The following is a 24,104-nucleotide window of genomic DNA, read 5'->3' as shown; positions in this document are numbered from 1 at the left end:
ACAAATATAATTATAAAGAAAATAACACTATAAAAATCTAGTTATAAATTTAGAGATTTTATAGTGTTATAAATAAAGATATTATTTATCAATTTTATTGCATAAAATCATTATTGAAAATGATTTTAATCTAGGAATTTCATTGAAATTAACTTTTTCTAATATGTTTAATCCAGCTACTTTATCATTGGCAATAATGTTCCAATAGCCAGTTCTTGAAATAGGAACATAGGGATTTACATCATAATTATCAATACTTGTAGCATTATAAATAACTACAGCTTCACCTTTATCATATTCGCTTAAATCAATATGACTAATTATAACTCCACTATTTTCATTATTATTAGCAAATATAAATTTTGCTTTATTTTTTATAATATCAGCATTTTCTATATTAAAATATGGTAAGTTTTTTCTGATATCTATTAATCCTTTAGTGTAGTTAAATATATCTATGAATTTATTTTTATCACTCCATTTAATTGAATTGATTTCGTCACTACTATTATAACTATTATGATTACCTTGCTTTGTTCTTAAAAACTCAGAACCATATTGAATAAATGGAATTCCTTGAGCAGTAAATAGTATTGATAAAGCTAATAAATCCTGTCTTACAAAATGATTGTCTAAAGGATAAATACTTATATTTTTTCTATAGTCACCTTGGGATAAAGATGGATTTTGACTTTTTTCTATTTGATCCCAAAGAGTATAATTATCATGTGCATCTGCATAGTTTATACTTTCATTTGGATTAGATGTTAAAGTATAAATAGAACCCTTCAATCCTTCAATTATACTCCAATTACAAGTACTACTATGCTGATTTCCATTTATAAAACCATTTGATGGATTATTATCTCCTCTTATAGCATCTCTAAAAGTATCATTAAAAACAGAAAAATTTTCATTTCTTTGAGATCCTTTAAATGTTCCATTCATTAAAGGTGAATTTCCTCCTTTCCAAGGTTCACCATAAATTAAAAAGTTTTTATCAAATTTAGATGATTTACGAACTATCTCTTTAGTTGTATCTATATCAATTAATTCCATTAAATCAAATCTAATTCCATCAATTTTATAATTTTTTATCCAATGCATACAAGAATCAACTACAAATTTTCTTACCATTGGCCTTTCAGTTGCAAGTTCATTTCCACAACCAGAACCATTTGTAAATCTTCCAAGATAATCAGTTCTAAAGTAATATCCTGGAACAATATTATCCATATTCATAGTCTCCATCATGTGATTATAAACCATATCCATGACTACTCTAATACCTTTTTCATGGAATTTCATAATCATTTCTCTTAATTCAATAATTCTTGTTATTGGATTGTAAGGATTTGTTGAGTAACTGCCTTCTGGAACATTAAAGTTTTTAGGATCGTACCCCCAATTTCTGTTATTTGATCCTGGGAAACGTTCATCTACAGATCCAAAATCAAAAACAGGCATTAAATGAACATGAGTTATACCTAGTTCTACTAAATGATCTAATCCAGTATTTACAGTTTTTCCACTATAAACATCTTTATATACCGTATTTTCTTGCACGGCTCCTAAGTAAGTCCCCCTGAGACTGTTATTTACACCTGAGCTTTCATCAATTGTAAAATCTCTTATATGCATTTCATAAATAATAGAATCGTCTTTTCTTTTTAGTTCAGGAATATTATGATTTGTAAAACCATAAGGTTTTGTGTTTTTATCATTTATGTCTAATACATATCCTTTATCACCATTTACACAAACAGATGTTGCATATGGATCTACCGCATAGGTAATTTTATCACAGAGCTCTCCACTTATATCAATATCTTTGAAATAAAGTTTATACAAATAATACATTCCATTTGCATCATCTTTATTTATAACAGTTGTATATACTCCTGTTTTATAATCATATACCATAGGATATTTAATTGATGATTCTTCTTGGTTAATATACCATTCTTTGTATAGCAATAATTCTACTTTATAACTTGTTGGAGCCCATAATTTAAAAGAAATAGCATTATTTAAATAGACTACTCCTAAATCTTCTTTTGAATAGTAGAATTTATCTAAGAAGTTCCTAAATAGTACTTTATATGGCTTATAGGCGTTAGAGGCGGAAACTAAAAGCAAATCATTAGCACGTATATTTTTAGGGATATTAGTTATTATAACTTCCTTTCCTTTTATTATAGAAGAGGTTCCTTCAACCTTTTCACCATTAAGATATAATTCAAAATCAACTCCTAATAATGGTTCACTTGAGAGATATAATTTTATTTTGTTATAATCATCCATAATAGCAAATTTTATATTAGTTTGAGTAGCAATTATAGCAGATTTAAGAGATGTATATCTTCTTGCATCGCCATAAATTATATATATATCCTTATAATTTCCCCTTAAATCATAAGTGTTAGTTTGTTCTGCCCAATAATTTATCCAATTATTACCCCATTGTTTTTTTCTAATAATTAAGTAGTCTTCTTTTATATATGATGCAAAACCATAATCAGTATTAAAATTGAAATCTCTTTCTTCACCATTGCAATTTTCACCAAATAACCAACAATTCCATATATAATCATGACCTTGATAGTTATTATCTTCTAAATAAAAATGTACCAATGTACCAGTATATTTATTGCTTTCAACCATTATTTTTTTTGTAGCTGTTAAATTTTTCTCAAGAGTTTTTCCACAAACAATAATTTCAGTTCCTTCTTTTACATTATTGTTAACTATTAAATATCCATTTTCTATTTTTACTCCATCAATTTCAGTTTCTAAATGCCATATGATTTTAGGAAGTGATATTCTACCATATAAACCTGTACATACGCCGATTAGTTCAACTGGCCTTTTATAAGTTACTATATTATTTGAAGAGTAAATTTTTAGTGTATCATTAATATTTTCCCAGATAAAACTAAAGCTATTTTTTTCACTTCCTTCAGAATCTATCCATATTTCATTTCCATCACAATCAATTAATATATATTTATATCTATATTTTCCTGGTTTAAGTCCTTTTGGAAAATTTATTTCTCTAATCATCTTAAGTACACCATCACTTGTATCTACTTGCCAATTTAATTTATATTCTTCGGACCTTTCCCATGCATTAAAATCACCTACTACATAAGCATAGATACAACCATCATATTTTGCTGTAAATCTTATTGTGTTAGATATAGGACATAAATCTACTGAATAGCTTCCCTTTTCTTTATCATTTATTTCGAATTTTTCAATATAATCTGTACTTTTCATAAAAACACCCCGCCATATAATTCTAGCCTAAAATTTAGATAATAATACATTAAAAGCAAATATATAAATATATATTTAACCATATTATACAATAATTGTAACATTTTTTATTTATTTTTCATATTAAAATTCATAAAAAAACAAGATAAGACATTTATCAAATGTCTTATCTTGTTTCATATTTAAAATAATTTTTTAAGAAATTTAAGAAATATGCGTTTGTCCTGTATTTCTATATTTTTTATTTCACTTTTTATTGTATCTATTGAATATTCAAAATTATGTTCGTAGAAAAGATTGATTATATCGTAATTATTAGTTAAAGCAGCATAATGAATAGGCATTAGATTACGATCATCTTTTATATAAAGGTTAGCTCCATTCTCTATAAGCAAATTACATAAATCAATATTATGTTCTAAAACAGCATAAAACAAAGCTGTTTTACCATCCTTATCTTTATAGTCTATATTACCATTTTTAAGTAGTGTCTCTACTAGCTTATAATCATTATTTTGAGTTGCTTTAATAATATCACTTGTTTTTAATTTAAACACTTTAAAACATTCCTTTAATAATTTAATATATTACAAAAGTAATTTTAGATTTATTCAACTTGTGTTAATAATCTTCTCATTACATCTTTAAGCTTATTATATCCTAGTTCTTCATTAGCCATAACTAAAACAGCCTTTATATCATTATCAGAAGGCTCCCATTTATATGCTTTAAAATCTATTATAGAGTCTTCAGGTAAGTATTCCTCAAGTTCAAAACCTAATTCCTCTGTAGAAGCCATATATTCATCAAATAAAGAATCTTCGTCTAATTCATTAATATTAATACTTTCTTCAATTTCTTCATTTAATATATCTATACTTACACTTAAATTAAAGGCAACGATATCTTCTCTTTTAGAACCTTTACTCATATCCTTTATTACTTTAAACTCAGTATTTTCTTCAATTATATTTTTTATGTCCTTACTATCTAAAACTCTATTTCCAAATGCTATGTACATTATTATTTTTCCTCCTAGTTTTTTAATTTACCTTTTACAAAAAGGTATTTCACTTTTTGTAAAAGGTACTATGTCAAAAAAGCTTATTTATAATTTAACAAAATAAAGCATAAATATCAACAATAAATATTAATTAAATCTTATGATTCTTTTCAAAGATACATTTATTGCTTGGTAAAGAATAAATCCACCTATTGTATTTATTAAAAGCGCTGGAATTACTGTAGTTACAAAAAGTATTGAGAATTTGGCTGGTAATCCAACAATATATTGTGCTGACATCAAGAAAGCAGTTCCACTTATTAATGTTCCTAAGGGAAAGCTTATTATTACTAATAAGTTTTGTTTGATATTATTATTAATATTTATATATTCTAATATTTTATTTACAGTTAATAAAATAATATACATTAAATTTACAGTTATTAGTTTATCTATAATATTAGGGAGTTGACCACCAGGAAATTTAGTTGTTAAGGCAGTAAATACCCCTGTAATTATTGCAGAGATTAATGATGTTTTATAGTCATTATTATTAATTAACATAATAATAAAAAGCATTGCTAATGCAAAATCAGGTTGCATTGGTAAGCCTAGAGCTGGAGTTATTTGATGTAATATAGCACCTATAGCTAAAAGAAGAGCATTAATAACCATTTTTTTTGTATTCATATTTGTTTTCATTTTTATTCCTCCTGAATTTAAATAATAATTATAAATTTCAAAACTCAAATTTGATTTAGCTATTGTTCATACCATATTAATCACCTCCTTAAATTTATAAATAAAAAAACTCCGTCCTATTAATATAGGACGGAGTAAATAATCCGCGGTACCACCTAATTTATGAAAATTAAATAATAAATTTCATCACTTAAAATCAAGTACTAACATACTTGTCCTACTATAACGTGTAGGTTACGGTATCCGGTACTAAGAAAACTTTTCCCTTTACTTCTCTAAGGCCCATTCATATAACTCTTTCTTGTTAAGATCTCACCATCCTTAACTCTCTTTATTGAAGCTAAGATATACTACTATCCCTTGTCTAAGAATTTTAAATTTGTTGTTAATACTATTATATCCATAAAATGGATATAAGTCAATGCTATTTTTTTATATTATTTATTGATATATTTGATACTTGTGGAAATAAGTTTTCATAAAACTTATCAAAGCCATCATCAGCTAATAACACTTCCTCTTTATCATCAACATAAAATTTATTCATAGTGCTAATTACTAAATCAAATTTTTTAAGATTATTTTCTTCAAGTAATACTGTATAAAGGTAAGCTAAGTGATTTTGCATATATGATTGCATATTATTCATTTCTTCTTCTGAAATTTTTCCGGCTTTACACAATTCCTTGATTGGACCATTTTTAAATGCAAAGTAAGATGATGCCTTAGCTATATTAGCTATATATTCTTGTGGCTTTTTATTATCCATATTTATTTATTTCCTTTCATTTGTAAACTAATTAGATTTTATATAGAATATTTTATATTACTATTAATTTACTTACAATAGTAATATATTATATAAATCTAAAAATTTAAGTTTTCTTCAATTTCTTTTATATGATTTTCTATTATATATCTAAACCAATAAGTATATTTTTCAGGACTATTTTTCAAATCAATTTTTATCTCATTTATTGGCATCCATTTATAATCTTCAACCTCTAAGGGATTTATATAAATCTTATCTGAATATCTGCCAAAGTATACATGATCAAATTCATGTTCTATAAGATTATTGTCAAACTTAATATAGTACATAAAAGAAAATACTTCTTTTAAATCACAAGAAAATCCCATTTCCTCTTCTAAACGTCTTTTAGCAGCAGAATCTGTACTTTCGTTTTTATTAGGATGTGTACAACAAGTATTTGTCCAAAGACTAGGTGAATGATATTTTCCACTATATCTTTTCTGTAGAAGCAGTTCATTTTTCTCATTAAAAATAAATACTGATAATGCTCTATGAAGTATTCCTTTAATATGAGCATCCATTTTTTCAATATGCCCTATTTCATTGTCATTTTTATCAACACAAACTATAATTTCTTCCATTTTCAACCTCTCCTTAATAATTATTTATAATTAAATAGGCTTTTATAAGACCACTATCTTTATATAAAATAAGCGTCGTTAGTAATTTACGACGCCTATTTTAAATATTCATAAATACTTTATTTTCTTTTAAGCAATTTATACAAACCAATGAATCCTATTAAAGCACCTACTCCAGCCATAACTACAACTTTGGAATCCATATTTTTTATTTTATCCATTAATGAACACTCATCACAGCATTCACATGAACATTCAGAATCATCATTTACAGAGTCATCATAATCATCATCTAAATATCTAATATTATCATCATAATCAATATTATTATAATCAGAATCAGATTTATAAAAATTAATGAATTCTTCTTCGCAATTATCTGAATCCTTGTAATATGACCTTTGAGTAATAGCAGGAACTTTTATTCTTTTTGTAGCTGCATCTAAATTTTTGCTTAAGTTTATTCCTATACTTTGGTACATAAGTATCACCTCAACCTTAGTATAATCACTTTTTTAAAACTTAATGCAGATTTATAAATTTTCTATCTCTCTGATTTCTTTTATGTATATTTCGTTAGTGTTATCGGCATCATGTACTATGTGTAAATAGCTTAAAGCATCATCATATTGTTTTAAGGCTTTATAACACATTGCAATACCAAAATAGACATCAATTGTTCCCTCTTGTAAATCTATTGCTTTTTCATAATTTACTAATGCGCTATTATAATCTTCAATACTAAAATAGTATTCAGCTAATCCAATATATGCTCTACCAATATTTTTATCAAGTTCTAATGCTTTATTAAAATATTCTAGAGCTTTATCTTTATTGTTTAGATATTTTAAATTAATCCATCCTAGATTAACTAATATATATGCAGTATCATTTGAATCTAGTACATTAGAGTTTAATATATCTATGCCTAATTTAATAGCCTCTTCATATTTATTTAAATTAATATTTATATCAATTAGGTAAGCTGTAACAAAAAAGCTATTAGGATTTTCTAATTTTAAATTTTCGAATACTGATTTACTTTCTTCAAAATTATTTAAGTAAAATAAAGATTCTCCTAATAAACTTTTAGCATATGTGCTATTACTACAATTATTAGATAACCCTATTTTTAGAGTATTTACAGCTTTATCAAAATCATCTAATGACATATAACAATCAGCAATATAAGCATAGAAATCTGCATTGTTACTTTCTTTTAATGCATTTAATGAAAACTCTAGAGCTAATTCAACATCTTCATTCATTAAATCATTATATTTTTCTAAAAAATCTTTATTTAATTCCATTATAATACCTCTTTTTATTGGATTTTAGATAGGTTATTTAAATTATTTAAATAACCTTAATATTTCATCTTTTGCTAGATCAAAAATATTATTAGTGTTTAGAGAATTATCATCTAAAATTTTATTTATTAATTCCTTCTTTTCATTTTGGAGTTTAATAACTTTTTCTTCTACTGTATCTTTAGATATAAGTTTTATTACTTCAACTATATTTTTTTGACCTATTCTATGAGCTCTATCACTTGCTTGAGCTTCTACAGATGGATTCCACCATGGATCAAAGTGTATAACAACATCTGCACTTTGTAGATTTAAGCCAGTACCACCAGCTTTTAAACTTATTAGGAATATTGGAATATTACTTTTATTAAAGGCATCTACTTCCTCATTTCTCTTCTTATGTGAAAGTGTACCATCTAAATAACAATATTTCAAATTTTCTATTTCTAATCTTCTTTTTATACTCTGTAAAACAGAGGTAAATTGAGAAAAAACTAATATTTTATGACCTTCATCATTAGCTTGATGTAATAATTCAATTAAAGCATCTATTTTCCCACTTTCACCTTCATAATTTTCTAGTACAACACTTGGATCTAATGCTATTTGTCTTAATTTTGTTATATATGATAGTATTTCTATCTTACCTTTTGAAAACTCATCATCACGTATTTTCTTTTCAATTAAATCTATAACCTTATTATTATAAATACTATAGACTTTTTGTTGAGATTTAGGAAGCTCTACTTCAATAATTTTTTCAATTTTTGATGGAAGTTCTTTAAGAACATCTTTTTTTAATCTTCTTAATATAAATGGTTTTATTAAATTTTTAAATTCTATAGATAACTCATTATTATCCATAAATCTTCTATAATATTTAACTATAAAAGTATCTCTATCAAATAAGTATCTAGGCATTATAAAATCAAATATAGACCATAATTCTAATAAAGAATTTTCAATTGGGGTTCCTGTAAGAGCAAACTTACTTTTACTATTAAGTTGTTTTACATACATTGCATTTTGTGATGTATAGTTTTTTATATTTTGTGCTTCATCTAATATCACACAATTAAAATCAATATTTAAGTATTTATCTATATCATTTTTTAATAGTGAATATGTAGTTATTAAAACATCGTATTCTTGGATATTCTCTAAAGTTTTACTTCTATCCTCTTTTACACCTGTAACTAACTTAACATTCAGCTTAGGAGCAAACCTACTAAACTCTTGTTTCCAATTAAAAACTAATGAAGAGGGAGCTATAATTAAAGAAGTTTTATTTTTGATAGATGCTAAAAATGCAATAGTTTGTATAGTTTTACCTAACCCCATTTCATCTCCTAATATTCCACCAAATCCTAGATTATATAAAGTTTTTAAAAAGCAATATCCTGTATATTGATATTGTCTAAGATCTCCTAGAAACTCTCTTGGAAGCTCAAATTTTAATTTATTTATATTATTAAATTGAGATTTAAGTTTTCTTAGATATCCAATTCCTTTCATGAATTTTATATTATTTTCTTTTATAAATTCATTTGCGTATAAGCCTTTACTCTTATGAAATTCAATTGTGTTATTTTCTATATTGTTACAAGAATTAAGATTGTCTAATAGTTTTAGGAAGTTATTTAATTCTAAAGATTCTAAGTCTAAATATTCGCCATTTTCAAGTTTATAGTACTTTAAATTATCTCTAAAAGCTCTTAAAATATTACTTATTTCAAATTGAGGTATATCTTTTATATCAAATTTTAATTCAAAATAATCATATTTTCCTACAGATATATGTCCTATTATTCCTTTAGAATCTATCCTACGAATACCTTTAAAGTTTTCTGAATAATAAACTTCACCAAATTTTTGCAGCTCATGAATCTTATTTTTAAAGAAATTATATATATAATCGTCACCTAATGTTAAATAGTATTTATCATTAACATAATCAAAACCAAGTGATTTTAAGGCTGACATAACTTCTTGTTCTTTATTGAAGTCTCTATATATTATTTTTTCATCAAATTCACTAAATATATTAAATTCAAATTTATCATATTGAACTTTTAATGTCATTAGAACAAAGTCATTTTCTTTATTAAAATAAAAGTTGAATTTTGGTTTAGCTAAAACAACTTTTTCTTTAATATTTGAAGATAATATTAAATTATCACTTATATTATTAAGGGTTGGAATAAGATCTTTTAAGACTCTCTCCTCTTCATTTTTTGGAATAATAACATTATTATCTTTTTTGAAAATTTCAAAATAAGGCTTTATTTTATTAATGAAGTTTTTATCTGGTAAATATATAGTAGTACCTTTAAATAAAACATTGTAATTGTTGTTTAGTATCATAGGTAAATCAGACAGAAGCTGTAAGGTATATTCTTTATCTATATATTCTAAGTTCATTTCTATATATGGATTTCCTAATAGTATTTCACAGTCGACAGGTCTATTAAAGAAACCATCATTAAAGTAACTACGATGATCTTTTATAATATAAAATAATTCCTTAATTAAATATTTAGGCGGATATATGTATTTACCCTCAATCAATTTATCAGTAGATTTTAGATATTTAGATTTACTCCCTTCTATTTCTAGAAGTTCATAAATAAAATCAATCAAAGCAAGGTCCTTACTTGAAAAGTATTGCTTACTTATATCAAAGGTAAAATCATTACTATATTTTAGAGAGATATTATTTTCGTAATAAACTAAAAACTGTCTTATATCTCTTATTATATTTAATTTATTAGATGGTTTGTTTTTTAAACCAATTTTAAATTCTATAGAGAGTTGTCCTTTATAATCTATTTTATTTAAATACACTTCTATTTTTAATTCTTCTTTGTTTTTATTATTAAGAAGGATATCTAAAACATTTGAAGTTTTATTATTATACATATTACCCCTCCTTTACAAGTTTTAATTATAGCATAGATAAATGAGTATTTAGAAGTATCAATAATAGAAAAAAGTTGCACTACATATAGTACAACTTTTTTTCTTATTATTTTCTTTCAATTTTATCTAACTTTTTATTGTATAAAAACATATATAATGATACAGCAAATATAATTATGTATCCAATTACACTTAGATAATCTGGGATAACATTAAATAAAATTATACTTATTATTGCTGAGAATAGAATGTTGCTATAGTCAAATATAGATATTTCCTTTGCTTTCGCATATTTATAAGCAATAGTAATACCAAATTGTCCAATACTAGCAAAGATACCTGCTAAAATTAAATAAACAAATTGTAACATTGACATTTCTTTATATACTATTAGCATAAACGGTAATATAGCTATTGTAGAAAAGAATGAGAAGTAAAATACAATAGTGTAGTATTTTTCTTTTCCACCTAAAGCTCTTAAGCAAGTATAAGCTGCAGCTGCACATATAGCACCCAATACCCCAATCAATGACGGAATTATATCAAAATTAAATTGTGGTTTAATTATAAATAATGCTCCTATAAAAGCAACAATAATAGCTAGTCCTTGTTTTATATTTATTTTTTCTTTTAAGAAAAGAGCACTGAATATTATTACAAAGAATGGACTTAATTTATTTAACATATTAGCATCAGATAATACTAATTTATCTATTGAATAAAAGTTAAAAACTATCCCTAGTGTGCCAAATACTGATCGTAAAATTAAAGTTTTCTGATTTTCTAATTTTCCAAAGAAACTTTCTTTATTAACAATTATTAATATAAATGCAATTATACAAGATGTTATATTTCTAAAAAATGTCTTTTGAAATGATGGTAAATCTCCTGAAAGTTTAACAAACGCAGACATCATAGCAAAGCCAAATGCAGACATTATTATAAATAAAACACCTTTTGTTCTATTACTTAATGTTATTTTTTTCATATATCCTCCTAAAAAAACTTCTTTGTTATAGATTATCATAAATAATGATTATCATCTAGATGTAATTATCAATTATAAAGATAAATATATATATTATATTTAAATAAACAAAAAAAAGACCTAATTAATAGATCTTTTATTACTTATTTTAAAATTTAATGCTAGATACCTGTCTAACCATATTTAATTCATTTTCAGATTCAACTTGAATTAATGTTTCATTCCAATTCTTATCAAAAGCAATTTTGAATATTTCTACAGCGTTTTTATCATTTACTGGAGCCATTGCAACATATTCAGTTTTATTAATTAGTTTTTGCTCTAATATAGCATATTCCACCTTGTTTCCTGCATCATCTGTAAATTTCATAGTTTTTTCAGACATTTTAATCTCTCCTTATAACATTAATAATATTAGTATTATAAAAAGAAGAGGAAATTATTAAAGAAATTTATAAGAATACATTAAAGAACATATGTTTGCTGTTAATGAAATTGTCATTTCTATATTAAATTATTAATTAAGTTTATATATAATTAACACTTTGATTTTATATAGTGATATTTTGTGATATTTCAATTTTATCGTTATATATATGTTTATCAATAATTATCCCTGAATCCATTGATACAATTTTATTAGAAACAAGTTTTGCAAATTCCATATCATGGGTAATTATAAGCATAGACATACCCTTTTTGCTTAAACTTTTAATTAGTGTTGCAACATCTTTTGTTAATGATGGATCTAAAGCTGAAGTTGGTTCATCAAAACACATTAATTTTGGATTTAATGCTAATGCCCTACCAATAGCTACTCTTTGTTTTTGTCCACCGGATAGTTCACAAGGATAGTTCTTAGCTTTATCTGCTAATCCTAAGAATGTTAAAATTTCTATTGCATTTTCTATTGCACGTTCTTTCTTTTCACCTAAAACTCTAATAGGTGCTTCAATAATATTTTCTAATACAGATTTATGAGGAAAAAGGTTAAATCCTTGAAAAACAAGACCTATATTTTTTCTAATAGCATTAATTGATTTTTTATCAACATATTTCCCATTTTTACAAAGGACATCTCCTGCAATTTCTATAGTACCTTCTTCACAAGTTTCTAAACCAGTTATTATTCTAAGTAAAGTTGTTTTTCCACCACCAGATGGACCTACAATTACAACAATTTCACCTTCCATTATATCTAAATCTACACCTTTTAATACTGTATTATTACCAAAAGACTTCTTTAAACCTCTAATCTTTAACATAATTCACCTCTTAATTATAGTATTGATATTTTCTTTCAATCTTGTCTAGTATTTTAGTTAAAATTCCTATAAGAACTAAATAAACTATTCCGATAATTACTAATGGCAATAAGGATGAATCTCTATTACATGCTATTTTACCAACTCTTAATAGTTCGTCTATTCCTATAGCGTATACTAGGGCTGTATCTTTTACTAAAGTTACTATTTCATTTGCCACAGGTGGTAATACAGTTTTAAAAGCTTGTGGAAGGATTATCCTAAAGAATGTATCTTTTTTTGATAATCCTAATACATGAGAAGCTTCGTATTGACCAATGTCCACAGAAGATATTCCAGCTCTAAATATTTCTCCAAAATAAGCAGCATAGTTTAATGTAAATGCAATTATAGCTGCTGGAAACCTATCAATTACAATATTTAGATTAGGAAGTCCAAAAAATATAAATACTATTTGTAAAAGAAGAGGAGTTCCTCGCATTATTAAAACATAACAACTTGTTACTTTATTAATAACTTTTATTTTGGATAATTTACCTAATGCTACAATGATTCCTAAAGGAATAGATAGTATTAATGTTAAAATAAATAGCTCAAGTGTTACCTTTAATCCATCTAAAATTTGTGGTAATAAGGTAAAAAAATAATTTAAAAGTGTATTAAGTGTAGTTATTATATTGTCCAATTTACTTGCTCCTCTCTTTTTATTTATTCAATTTTTATTGTAATATCTTTATTAAACCATTTTTCAGATATTTCTTTTAATGTACCGTCTTCTTGCATTTCTTTATAAGCTTTGTTAAAGGAATCTACCATTTCCGTATCACCTTTTCTAATACCAACACCGTACTCTTCTTCGCCAAAGTTATCCTCTAAGATCTTAAATTTATCTTCTCCCTTTAAGCTTAAATAGTATCTTACAAGAATTTCATCTGCTACTACTGCATCAAGTCTACCAGCCTCTAAATCCATTAAAGCTTGGTTATTATCTTCAAAAGTAATAGCACCTCCATCGTTAAAACTACTATATAAATCTTCTTCTTTTTCCATTGCAGCAACAGCTGAAGATTCACTTTGAGCACCAACTTTTTTATTAGCTAAATCTGATTTTGAATTAATATTACTATCAGCTAGTGTTACTATGACTTGTTTATTTTTTAAATATGGAACTGAAAAATCAACTTTATTTTTTCTTTCATCTGTAATTGTATATCCATTCCATATCAAATCGATATTACCTGATTTCAATTCAGATTCTTTCATTGTCCAATCAATTGGTTGAAAAATTATTTTCTTATTTAACCTTTTAGCCAATTCTTTAGCTAAATCAATATCAAAGCCAGTTATTTCGCCAGATTCATCTTTAAATCCCAATGGAGCAAATGCATCATCTATTCCAACAATAAGTGTATCTTTATCTAATGTACTCTCAGAAGATTTATTAGAACATCCAACACATGTAATTGATAAAGTTAAAATACTTCCCACTAAAATTGTCTTTTTTATTAATTTACATAACTTCATAAGTATATCCCCCTCAGTTAACGCTTTTCTTATTTAATACTTTAGCACATTAAAGTATTGAAAGCAATAGTTTTCCAATTATTTTTTATAAAAATAAAAAGAATGATAAATAATATATTCATCATTCTAATTGTTTTTATAATATTAAAAATTAACCTAAAATATCAGTTAAATATTTTCTAAGTTCCATATCTAAGGAGTTATCTCTTAGGTACATTAATTTACTATTTATTTCTTCATCTTTATTATGTAAAGAGTAAAAACTTAAAGCTGCTTTAAGTCTTAAATCTTCAGCTACAGATGATAAATCAAATTCACCATTTTCATTCTTTAAAATTAATGATAATTCTAATACTTCATCACTAAGTGCTACTGCTTTTAAAAATATTAATTGTTCTCTTGTAAATGTTCCAACATTATTTATTATACTTAATGTAACATCATATGCTGATTCAATATTATTATCATAAATATACTTTTTAAAATAGATTTCTAGGGTTTTTAAAACTTTTGCATTATTTTTTACTTGTGATAAAAATCCTAATGTTGAAATTATATTTTCATCAGTAAAATTCTCCATTATATAAATGATAGAGTCTATAATTTTATCTTCTTCAATTCCTTTAGCGGCCATTTTACATAATAAGTTTACAGCTTTTATACTACTACTAGATTTATCATTAGCTATTTTTAATAGCTCATCAACACTATGTTCATTAAATGAATACAATATAGTTAATACAGCATTTTTTACAGCATTAGGCCATGCTCCTAACCCATTATATCTTCCTTTCAAAGCGGTAGGTTTAGAAATACCACCGTATAAATATTCTGTTAATGGTTGTATGTTTTCTATTCCTATTGCTTTTGCAGCTTCTTTAGCGTATATTTCCATTGAATCAAAGCTTTGAGATTTATCAACTACTTTTAATATTTCACCAGTTATTAAAGATTTTAATTCTTCTGGCGTAAGCTCATTTCTATTATGAAACTCTTCTATATGATCTATTACAAAATTATAGTTAAAGCTATCAGTTTCATTATTTGTAGTGTTTACACTATTCATGTTATTTATAGTACTATTATCTTCTTCTTTTATTTCTTTTATATCTAAAGCTTCTTCTAAATTAATATCTTCCTCAACATCTTTTTTTCGTTTAAAAAAATCAAATATCCCCATTTATGTTACCTCCTAATTCAAGTTCGCTTATTATATCAATAGATGATTCTTTTAATAATTGTGCTGTTAGACCCATACCTTTTATTTTAGTACCGTTAAAATTACCATCATATATATAATTAACACCACATGATGGGCTACCATCCTTTAGTATAGCTTTTTTGATATTTAGCTTTTTTGCAATTTGTAATGTTTCTTTTGCCCCTTTTATAAATTGTGGTGTTACATCATTACCATTTTTATCAATTACCGAACCATTATTATCATTTAATATATTTGAAGATTCTCCTATAATTTCACTTGGTATACGTGGTGTAGGTAGTCCCCCTAACTGCTCAGGACAAACTAAAATTGCTTTTCCAGAAGCAAGTAATTTATCACATATTTCGTTATAATTATTTAATCCATTGTATTTACAATTTACTCCACATAAACATGCGCTTATTAAATACATAAAACCCCTCCTTAGTATGCTTTAATTATAGCATACTAGGAAAGGGTTTCAAATGAATTTAATTTATTAATTTGACTCTATTTTAATTCTACAATTGTTACTCCATCGCCACCTTCACCATATACACCAAGTCTATATGATTTTACGTGTGGATGTCTTTTTAACATGTCATTAATAGCTTTTCTTAAAATTCCTGTTCCTTTTCCATGTACTATAGTAACTTCACCTAAGTTTCCTAAGTATGCTTCATCTAAATATTTATCAGTTCTATAACAAGCCTCTTCAGAGTCCATCCCCCTTAAATCAATCCTACTATCAACAGATTTCATATTTAGTTTAACTTCTCTTTTCTTTTTTTCTTTTTTCTTTGGTTCTTCTGGAACCTTTCTTAAATCTTTTAATTTAACATTAATTTTCATTATTCCTGCTTCTACCTGTACATCCCCTTTATTATCAGGGTTTGATACAACTATTACTCTTTGATTTAAAGATGGTAGGAATGCTTCCATACCAAGAGTAACTTTAGTAATAGCTTCGCCAGTATTTTCTCTAGACTTAATCATAGCTGCTTCTTTTTCTTCAAGACTAGCTTTAAGCTTTCTTCTTTCTTCTTCAAGTCTATTTCTACCACCCTCAGCTATTCCCATTTTTTCAAGCTCTCTCATTGCTTTAACTATTTCATCAGCCTCATCTTTTGCATTAGAAATAATTTGCTTAGCCTCTTGACGAGCTTCATCGTAAACTTTATCTCTAACTGTATCTAGCTTTTTAAGCTTTTCATTATACTTTTTCTTTAAGCTTTCTGCTTCTTCTTTGATTCTTTTAGCTTCTCTTGCATCACGATTAGCTATTATACTCTTTTCTTGAAGATCTCTAATTAGATCTTCAAATTGTAGATTTTCTTCAGACATAAAATCTTTAGCTTTTACTATAACATCTTCACTTAATCCAAGTCTTTTGGATATTTCAAAAGCATTAGATTTACCAGGAACACCTATCAATAATCTATATGTAGGTCTCAATGTTTCTACATCAAATTCAACAGAGGCATTTTCAACACCAGCTGTTTTTAAAGCGTATCCTTTTAATTCACTATAGTGTGTTGTAGCTATAATTCTACACCCTCTTTTATTTAAGGTTTCGATAATTGCCACAGCTAATGCAGCACCTTCAGTTGGGTCAGTTCCTGAGCCTAATTCATCAAATAATACTAATGAATCAAAAGAAGCAGCATCTAAAATTGTTACTATATTAGTCATATGTGATGAAAAGGTTGATAAAGATTGTTCTATACTTTGTTCATCACCTATATCAGCAAAAATATCTTTGAAGAAACCAATTGATGAGCCATCTTTTGCTGGTATTAATAAGCCGCTTAAGGCCATTAGATGTAATAACCCCACAGTTTTTAATGTTACAGTTTTACCTCCTGTGTTAGGACCTGTAATCATAAGTGTAGTAAAATCTTTACCTAAATATATATCAGAAGGAACTACTACTTTAGGATCAATTAAAGGGTGTTTTCCACCTAAGATATCAAAACTTCTATCTTTGCTAACAGTTGGCTTTATTGCATTTAATGAAGAAGCATATTTTCCTTTAGCAAATATAAAATCTAACTCTCTTAGAATATTAGAGTTACTTCTTAAAGCATCAATATTATCATGAACCTTTGCAGAAAGCTCACTTAATATTCGTTCTATTTCAGCTTTTTCTTTAAGCATTAATTCTTTAATTTCATTATTTAAATTAACTAGACTAATTGGCTCAATAAAAAGTGTTGCACCAGTAGAGCTTTGATCATGTACAAGACCAGGTACGGCACCTTTATATTCTGCTTTGACAGGAATTACATATCTATCTCCTCTCATTGTGTAAAGAGAATCTTGTAAATATTTTGAGTTAGCTCTAACAATAGAATTAATTTTTTCTCTAACAGATGAATTTTTTTCTTTTAGACTTCTTCTTATATTATATAAAGTTCCACTTGCTTTATCACTTATTTCATCTTCAGAAATAATAGCAGAATCAATGTCATTTTCAAGATTTTTAAGTGGCACTAAAATATAAGCTAAATCTTCAAGATGTTTATAACCTATTTCTTCTTCTTTTCTTGCAACGTATTCTTTGAATCTTCTAGAACATCTAAGCATTGATCCGATTTTCATTAATTGGCCTGGATTTAATGTACCACCTTTACCAGCTCTTTCGAGTTCTTCTTTTGTTTCGTGTAAACCTTCAAATGGTGGAGTCCCTTTTTTTATTAATATATCTAAAGCTTCATTAGTTTCTTCTAGTTTATTTTCAACTTCATAAATTGAATTGTAAGGAGAAAGAGCATCTATTAGCTCTTTCCCACCACTAGTTACGGCATAGCTTCTAAGTTTATCTTTTACTTTGTTAAATTCTAAAATTCTAAAAGTTCTTTCTTTCATAAATTTCTCCTATATAAACGCTAATTTTTTATATTTTTCTCTAATTTTTGGTTATTAATAACTAAGAATATTGTTACTATAACCCCTACAATTAATATTAATATATTAATTGTATTTTCATAATAATGAGTTTTCCCAATAAAAGAAGAAATTAAAATTAGCATTGCACAAACTATTATGGCAAGTAAAATAATACTTGTTTTCCAATTGCTTTTTATTTTAGAGGTTGTTTGAAGTTTTTCATTATAAGATAAACTTTTAAACCAGTCTGTTTTAATTATAGATGATGATTTTCTCATTTGAATGACACCAAATATAAATACAGCAATTAATAATAATAAATTTATTATTTTCATAGTTTACTCTCCTATTCTATTCCACTTCTAAATTGACCTTTAGTGTAATTACTCTTATCATCAACTTCACTATTTTTATACATATTAACTACTTTTTTTACTTCTTCATAGCTTTCATCTCTAAAATCAAATCTAAATGTCTTAATTCCAATTTCTTTTAAAGTACTAATTTCATCAAATAGATTTAATGGAACTGGATTTAAAATATAACTTCTGCAGAATAAATCAGTCATTACTCTATTTTTTTCATTTACTCTATCTATAAGCGTAAATTTATCTCTGGTACAAATAGCATTACACTCTACATTAGTTTTTCTACCACCAAAAGTACTTCCTATTGGACAATATTCACTAATCATAAGCTCTGGTTTACCATAAATAACATACGCATTATTTCCTTTATTCTTACGAGTTATTTCTTTAATTTCTGATCTATTTAATTCCATGCTTAATGTAGGAATTTCAAATTCATTTTGGTAAAATTCTAAACTTTGAGAATTCATTATATTAAGTTTATAGTCACCAATTATCATAAGTGAATCTTTATATACATTAATTAAGCCTATATTAGAAGTTATTATTCCTTTTATATAAGGTTTTGCTTTATCTATAAATTTACATACCTTATCAAATTCACCTTTAATTATAGAGGAAGTTTTAATATATAAATTTACCTCTTCATTTACTTTTTCAAATGTATCAATTAAGTCAGATACTCTAAGTGCACCTAATTCTCTACTAAATATGTCAAAGGCTATATTTTTAACTCTACAATCTAATAATGCATTAAGCTGATCTTTCGTAATACAACTATATATTTCAGGAATATCTATATTATTATTTATTGGAGTTGATAATTTTTTATTTTCTTTCTTTGGTCGTTTTCTTCTATATTCCTTACAAATGCTTTTAGTGATACCCTCTAAAGCATCTCTTCTTAAATTATTTAAATCAGCAATACGTAAGAATCCATCTTCAAATTCACTAAACTCAATAAAATCTAATTTAAATGGGATATCACCAGATTTTTTTAGTGCTTCTTCTATTCTTTCTTTATCTAAAGGTCTTTTTTCTGCTTTTTGTACAACTTCACCAGTAAAGTTATATTCCTTATTATTATGTATTATGTTTAACTCAATTGGAGAATTAACAACAAATTTAACTCTTGCATTTAAAGAAAGCTTCTTATTATATGGTTTAATGTAGTCTTCTAATTCATCAAAAAGTTGTTTATTTAAGCTCTTAAATAATTCATCACCTTTTTTATAATCTATAGGGAAAAGCTTAACAATATCCCCTCTTTTAGCATTTGAAACTTCTTTTCCATTTAATAAAATTTTACTTACTGAAAATCCTTTATCTCTATATCTAACTCCATCTCCTAAAGATAAACTCTCTTTAAGTTTAATTTCACCGGATTTTTCTACTACTCCTAATGGAACTCCAGCATTTTTAGGCGATTTAAAGCTCATCATATCTCTACCCGTATTACCTTTTAAATATGCGTTGGTAAATCCGCTTCTATTAAAGAGTTGCAATAACTGTCCTTTACCTTCTTGTTCATTGTATTTTTTCTTAAATAATACTTTATCTACTGCTTTTCTATAGTTATCTACTACTCCAGCTACATATTCTGGTCTTTTCATTCTTCCTTCTATTTTTAAAGAATGAGTTCCGCTTTCAACTATGTCTTTAATATCATCTATAGTACACATATCTTTTGGACTTAATAAATGTCCTTTTTGCTCACCTGATTTTTCTCCTTTTAATATATATTCCATTCTACAAGGTTGAGCACATCTTCCTCTGTTACCGCTTCTTCCACCTATTATTGAACTCATTAGACATTTCCCAGAATAACTAACACAAATTGCACCATGAACAAACATTTCAGTTTCTATCATTAAATCTGTAGATATATATTTAATTTCATCAATTGTCATCTCTCTGGACAAAACAACCCTATGAAAGCCTTTTTCTTTAAAATATATAGCAGCTTCTCCATTATGAATTGTCATTTGTGTAGAAGCATGAAGCTCAAAGTCAGGATACTCTTCTTTAATTCTTTTGAAAAGACCTAGGTCTTGAATTATTAAAGCATCAGCCCCTATTTCATATAAATATCCAACATATCTAACAGCTTCTTCAATTTCATTTTCTTTTAGTATTGTATTTATAGTTACATAAATTTTAACACCATAACTATGAGCATAATCAATAGCTTTTTGCATGTTTTCATTATCAAAATTTGATGCATAAGCTCTAGCAGAAAATTTGTTTCCACCAAGATAAACAGCATCGGCACCTTTATTTATAGCTGCGTATAGACTCTCCATACTTCCAGCTGGTGCTAGAACTTCTATTTTATTCATAAAAATCTCTCCTAATTTTAAAAAGTTAATGTAATCCTTTGTTTAAAATCTATAAATATTTACTATTAATTCTAATATAACTATTATAACTACTTATTGTTATAACATAATTATTATTGTTTTTCTATACTAATTAAGATAAGTCCGCTCAATGATGAGCAGACTTATCTTAATAATGGATTTTTATCTCTTTTTTCTACAGCTAGATTAAATTGAGTATCAATAAGTTTTTTTTCTAAATCTAAAACTTTATATTTATAGTTTTGTAGTTGGAAGTTAATATCTTTATTACGTAACCTATAAGTTTCCTTTTTCTTTAAGGCATCTTGTAATTCTATTTCTAATGAATTAATCTTTTTCTCCATAGTATTTTTTTCTTCTAAACTTTGTTTTTCGTTTAATGCTTTAAACTCTTCTAATTCAGCTTCTTTAAATTTTATTGTTTCTCTCAATTTATGTTCAGTTTCTTTTAACTCTGAATTTTCAATAGAATAATTATTAGCTTCATTTTGATATGTTGATACTCTTTCCTTAAGATCATCATTTTCGTCACTTAATATAAGATTAATTTTTTGTGTTTTTTCTAATTTTGTAATTACTTCTTCAAATTCAGAAATTGCTACTCTATTATTTATCTCATCAGTACAATTTTTAACTTTGTTTTTAAGTTCTTGATTTGTATTTTGCATTTCTAATAATTCTTTATTCAATTCTGAGATTTGAACTTCATTCTTATTATTTGTTTCAGTTAATGTTTTTACTTTTTCTGTTAACTCTTCACTTAATAGCTTATAGCTTTCTAATTCCTTAATTTTTGACTCCATGTCAAAGATAACAGATTTTAGGGATTCAACTTCTGATGCCCTTGCCTTTGCAGTTTCGTCTATTTCTACTTTAAGTTCCCTTAATCTTTCTTTTAATGTTAAATGACGTTCTTCAAGAGAATTTTTTTTCTTAGTAATATTTCCAATTTCTAAATCGCATTTAAAAAGTTCATCTGCAATGTTAACAGCAGTAAGAACAGCAGCAGAACTTGTACTTAATTTTTTATTGCTTCCTGAAATTTCTCTTATTTTATTATCTACATAAGCGGCAACTTCAGACAAATATCTTTCGTCTTCTTTTCCTCTCAAATTATATTCAATACCATTTATTATAACCGTTACCGTATTCATATTCTGCACCTCTCGAATTTTCATTATGCTACAATTATACCACAATTGACTTTAAATAACTATATGTTACATTAAATTGATTAATGTAATATATGCTGATATACTAATTTTTACGAGGTGTTTATATGGATTATATGAAATTGTTGGAAAATTGTACTTTATGCATGAGAAATTGCAATGTAAATAGAAATAATGGGGATAAAGGCGTATGTAATAGTACTAATACTATAAGGATTGCAAGGGCTGCTCTTCATTTCTGGGAAGAACCATGTATTTCAGGGAAAAGTGGTTCAGGAACTGTATTTTTTTCAAACTGCAATTTGAAATGTGTTTTTTGTCAAAACTATAAAATATCAAGTGAAGGCTTTGGAACAGAAATTACAATAGACAGATTATCAGAAATATTTTTAGAGTTACAAGATAAAGGAGCAAATAATATTAATTTGGTTACGCCAACTCACTTTGTGCCACAAATTATAGAAGCATTAAAAATAGCAAAGAATAAAGGACTTAATTTACCTATAATATATAATACTAACTCTATAGATTCATTAGATACAATAAAAGCTTTAAATGGATATATAGATATTTATTTACCTGACTTTAAGTATTTTGAAGATAAGTATGCCTTAAAATATTCAAAGATAAAAGGGTATTCAAAAAATGTAATAGAAGTTATAGAAGAAATGGTAAGACAAATAGGTGAACCTAAATTTAATAAAGAGGGAATAATTCTGAAAGGAGTTATTGTAAGGCATTTATTATTACCAGGATTATTATTTGACTCAAAAAAGATTATTGATGCAGTTTATGAAAAATTTGGAGATAGCGTGTATATATCATTAATGAATCAATATACTCCAATGTACAATGCAAAAATGTATCCTGAGATTAATAAAAGTATTAATGAAAAAACATATGATTCTCTTATCCATTATGCTCTTTCAATAGGAGTAAAAAATGGATTTATTCAAGAGTCTGGAACCAACTCAGAAGAGTTTGTACCTGATTTTAATAATGAAGGTGTGTAAAATAAAAAGGATAGTTTAATATTAAACTATCCCCATTTTGCTAATGACACCATCAATTATTTGTTTTCTTTTTTGACTTAAATATTCACTATAAAAAGATTCTTGTTCTTCTAGACTTAACTTCTCTAAAATTTCACTATTAATACTACTTAGCACTAATTTATTAATATCAAGTCTATATGTTTTTTTAATTCTATTAGTTATTTCATTATATTCTTCTAATGATCTACTCTTTTTATATTTTCTTATTAATGAGTCTAAAGATGTATCATACTTTTTAATTTTATAAACTATTGAGTTTAAAGTAGTTAATTTATTCTTAAGAAAATGAATTTCATAAGCTTGTTTACATTTAATTAATTCATTAATAGTATATTCAATATTATTTATATTAAATTTAACGACACCATCGCTAAAAGCTTTTTCTATAATATAGTTTAAAATTTCACTATTATCTTCTAATAATAAATTTGACTTACCACCAACTATTTCTAACCCTTTTTTTAATTGATTAATTTTTTCATTTAATCCTCTATCCTTTATTTCCATGTATCTCCCTCCAATATTATTTATAAAAGTTTTTTCTTTAGATTAATATAGCATAATTAAATTATTTTAGCACTGTTGATTATACAGGATTAAATATAGATTTGTAAAATATATTTATGAAAATCATAGATTTTCTTACTAAAAAAAGTAGTTAAATTTATGTAATA

22 protein-coding genes and 1 other annotated feature are annotated in these 24,104 nt (G+C 25.8%); of the genes, 1 reads left to right on the top strand and 21 read right to left on the bottom strand.

Going from position 1 to position 24,104, the window contains the following annotated elements:
* Window positions 1-81: 81 nt before the first annotated feature.
* From pulA to EJJ37_RS13985, 20 genes are all read right to left on the bottom strand, one after another.
* On the bottom strand, window positions 82-3,279 hold the full coding sequence (pulA, locus tag EJJ37_RS14080; protein WP_133016212.1) for a type I pullulanase: 3,198 nt from the start codon (window positions 3,277-3,279) through the stop codon (window positions 82-84).
* 182 nt (window positions 3,280-3,461) lie between these two features.
* Entirely contained in the window at window positions 3,462-3,836 is a 375-nt protein-coding gene (locus EJJ37_RS14075; RefSeq protein WP_166484774.1) for an ankyrin repeat domain-containing protein, read from the bottom strand.
* A 50-nt stretch (window positions 3,837-3,886) separates the two neighbouring features.
* Complete coding sequence (locus EJJ37_RS14070; protein WP_133016210.1) at window positions 3,887-4,300, bottom strand: hypothetical protein; 414 nt, start codon at window positions 4,298-4,300, stop codon at window positions 3,887-3,889.
* A 129-nt stretch (window positions 4,301-4,429) separates the two neighbouring features.
* Complete coding sequence (locus EJJ37_RS14065) at window positions 4,430-4,984, bottom strand: tryptophan transporter (RefSeq protein WP_133016209.1); 555 nt, start codon at window positions 4,982-4,984, stop codon at window positions 4,430-4,432.
* A 122-nt stretch (window positions 4,985-5,106) separates the two neighbouring features.
* Window positions 5,107-5,360: a binding site (T-box leader), on the bottom strand.
* 48 nt (window positions 5,361-5,408) lie between these two features.
* Window positions 5,409-5,753, bottom strand: coding sequence for a hypothetical protein (locus EJJ37_RS14060; protein WP_133016208.1), 345 nt, complete (start codon window positions 5,751-5,753; stop codon window positions 5,409-5,411).
* Window positions 5,754-5,851: 98 nt separating this feature from the next.
* Window positions 5,852-6,379: an isopentenyl-diphosphate Delta-isomerase gene (idi, locus tag EJJ37_RS14055; RefSeq protein WP_133016207.1), complete on the bottom strand. Its 528-nt coding sequence runs from the start codon at window positions 6,377-6,379 to the stop codon at window positions 5,852-5,854.
* 119 nt (window positions 6,380-6,498) lie between these two features.
* Window positions 6,499-6,861, bottom strand: a complete 363-nt coding sequence (locus EJJ37_RS14050) for a hypothetical protein (protein ID WP_133016206.1) — start codon at window positions 6,859-6,861, stop codon at window positions 6,499-6,501.
* Window positions 6,862-6,912: 51 nt separating this feature from the next.
* Window positions 6,913-7,689 carry a tetratricopeptide repeat protein gene (locus EJJ37_RS14045; protein WP_133016205.1) on the bottom strand — a complete coding sequence of 259 codons (777 nt, stop codon included), beginning with the start codon at window positions 7,687-7,689 and terminating at the stop codon, window positions 6,913-6,915.
* A 42-nt stretch (window positions 7,690-7,731) separates the two neighbouring features.
* A complete protein-coding gene (locus EJJ37_RS14040; RefSeq protein WP_133016204.1) occupies window positions 7,732-10,608 on the bottom strand; it encodes a DEAD/DEAH box helicase in 2,877 nt (958 codons plus the stop codon).
* Window positions 10,609-10,714: 106 nt separating this feature from the next.
* Complete coding sequence (locus EJJ37_RS14035) at window positions 10,715-11,596, bottom strand: DMT family transporter (protein ID WP_133016203.1); 882 nt, start codon at window positions 11,594-11,596, stop codon at window positions 10,715-10,717.
* A gap of 148 nt (window positions 11,597-11,744) precedes the next feature.
* Window positions 11,745-11,981, bottom strand: coding sequence for a DUF1292 domain-containing protein (locus tag EJJ37_RS14030; protein ID WP_133016202.1), 237 nt, complete (start codon window positions 11,979-11,981; stop codon window positions 11,745-11,747).
* 166 nt (window positions 11,982-12,147) lie between these two features.
* Complete coding sequence (locus EJJ37_RS14025) at window positions 12,148-12,861, bottom strand: amino acid ABC transporter ATP-binding protein (protein ID WP_133016201.1); 714 nt, start codon at window positions 12,859-12,861, stop codon at window positions 12,148-12,150.
* A 10-nt stretch (window positions 12,862-12,871) separates the two neighbouring features.
* Window positions 12,872-13,546, bottom strand: coding sequence for an amino acid ABC transporter permease (locus EJJ37_RS14020; RefSeq protein ID WP_207739623.1), 675 nt, complete (start codon window positions 13,544-13,546; stop codon window positions 12,872-12,874).
* A gap of 23 nt (window positions 13,547-13,569) precedes the next feature.
* Complete coding sequence (locus EJJ37_RS14015) at window positions 13,570-14,385, bottom strand: amino acid ABC transporter substrate-binding protein (RefSeq protein ID WP_133016200.1); 816 nt, start codon at window positions 14,383-14,385, stop codon at window positions 13,570-13,572.
* A gap of 151 nt (window positions 14,386-14,536) precedes the next feature.
* Window positions 14,537-15,565 (bottom strand): hypothetical protein, encoded by a 1,029-nt coding sequence (locus tag EJJ37_RS14010; RefSeq protein ID WP_133016199.1) that lies wholly within the window; start codon window positions 15,563-15,565, stop codon window positions 14,537-14,539.
* Window positions 15,552-16,019: a 2-thiouracil desulfurase family protein gene (locus EJJ37_RS14005; protein WP_133016198.1), complete on the bottom strand. Its 468-nt coding sequence runs from the start codon at window positions 16,017-16,019 to the stop codon at window positions 15,552-15,554. Before EJJ37_RS14005 ends, EJJ37_RS14010 begins: the two co-directional genes overlap by 14 nt.
* A gap of 77 nt (window positions 16,020-16,096) precedes the next feature.
* Window positions 16,097-18,454: an endonuclease MutS2 gene (locus EJJ37_RS14000; protein WP_133016197.1), complete on the bottom strand. Its 2,358-nt coding sequence runs from the start codon at window positions 18,452-18,454 to the stop codon at window positions 16,097-16,099.
* A 20-nt stretch (window positions 18,455-18,474) separates the two neighbouring features.
* Entirely contained in the window at window positions 18,475-18,810 is a 336-nt protein-coding gene (locus EJJ37_RS13995; RefSeq protein WP_133016196.1) for a hypothetical protein, read from the bottom strand.
* A gap of 11 nt (window positions 18,811-18,821) precedes the next feature.
* On the bottom strand, window positions 18,822-21,182 hold the full coding sequence (locus EJJ37_RS13990; RefSeq protein WP_133016195.1) for a U32 family peptidase: 2,361 nt from the start codon (window positions 21,180-21,182) through the stop codon (window positions 18,822-18,824).
* A 164-nt stretch (window positions 21,183-21,346) separates the two neighbouring features.
* Window positions 21,347-22,357, bottom strand: a complete 1,011-nt coding sequence (locus tag EJJ37_RS13985) for a cell division protein ZapA (protein WP_133016194.1) — start codon at window positions 22,355-22,357, stop codon at window positions 21,347-21,349.
* Window positions 22,358-22,482: 125 nt separating this feature from the next.
* Here EJJ37_RS13985 and EJJ37_RS13980 point away from each other — a divergent pair, with 125 nt between their 5' ends.
* The gene (locus EJJ37_RS13980) at window positions 22,483-23,388 is read left to right on the top strand and encodes a radical SAM protein (protein WP_133016193.1); all 906 of its coding nucleotides are present in this window, start codon (window positions 22,483-22,485) and stop codon (window positions 23,386-23,388) included.
* A 21-nt stretch (window positions 23,389-23,409) separates the two neighbouring features.
* On the opposite strand, the gene EJJ37_RS13975 is transcribed toward EJJ37_RS13980, so the two are convergent.
* Complete coding sequence (locus tag EJJ37_RS13975; RefSeq protein ID WP_133016192.1) at window positions 23,410-23,937, bottom strand: hypothetical protein; 528 nt, start codon at window positions 23,935-23,937, stop codon at window positions 23,410-23,412.
* Window positions 23,938-24,104 lie beyond the last annotated feature (167 nt).

It is taken from the genome of Clostridium cuniculi (assembly GCF_004353185.1).
GTDB lineage: Bacteria > Bacillota > Clostridia > Clostridiales > Clostridiaceae > Clostridium > Clostridium cuniculi.
Note: the sequence above shows the minus strand (reverse complement) of the source record. Positions and strands in the feature narration are given on the sequence as shown.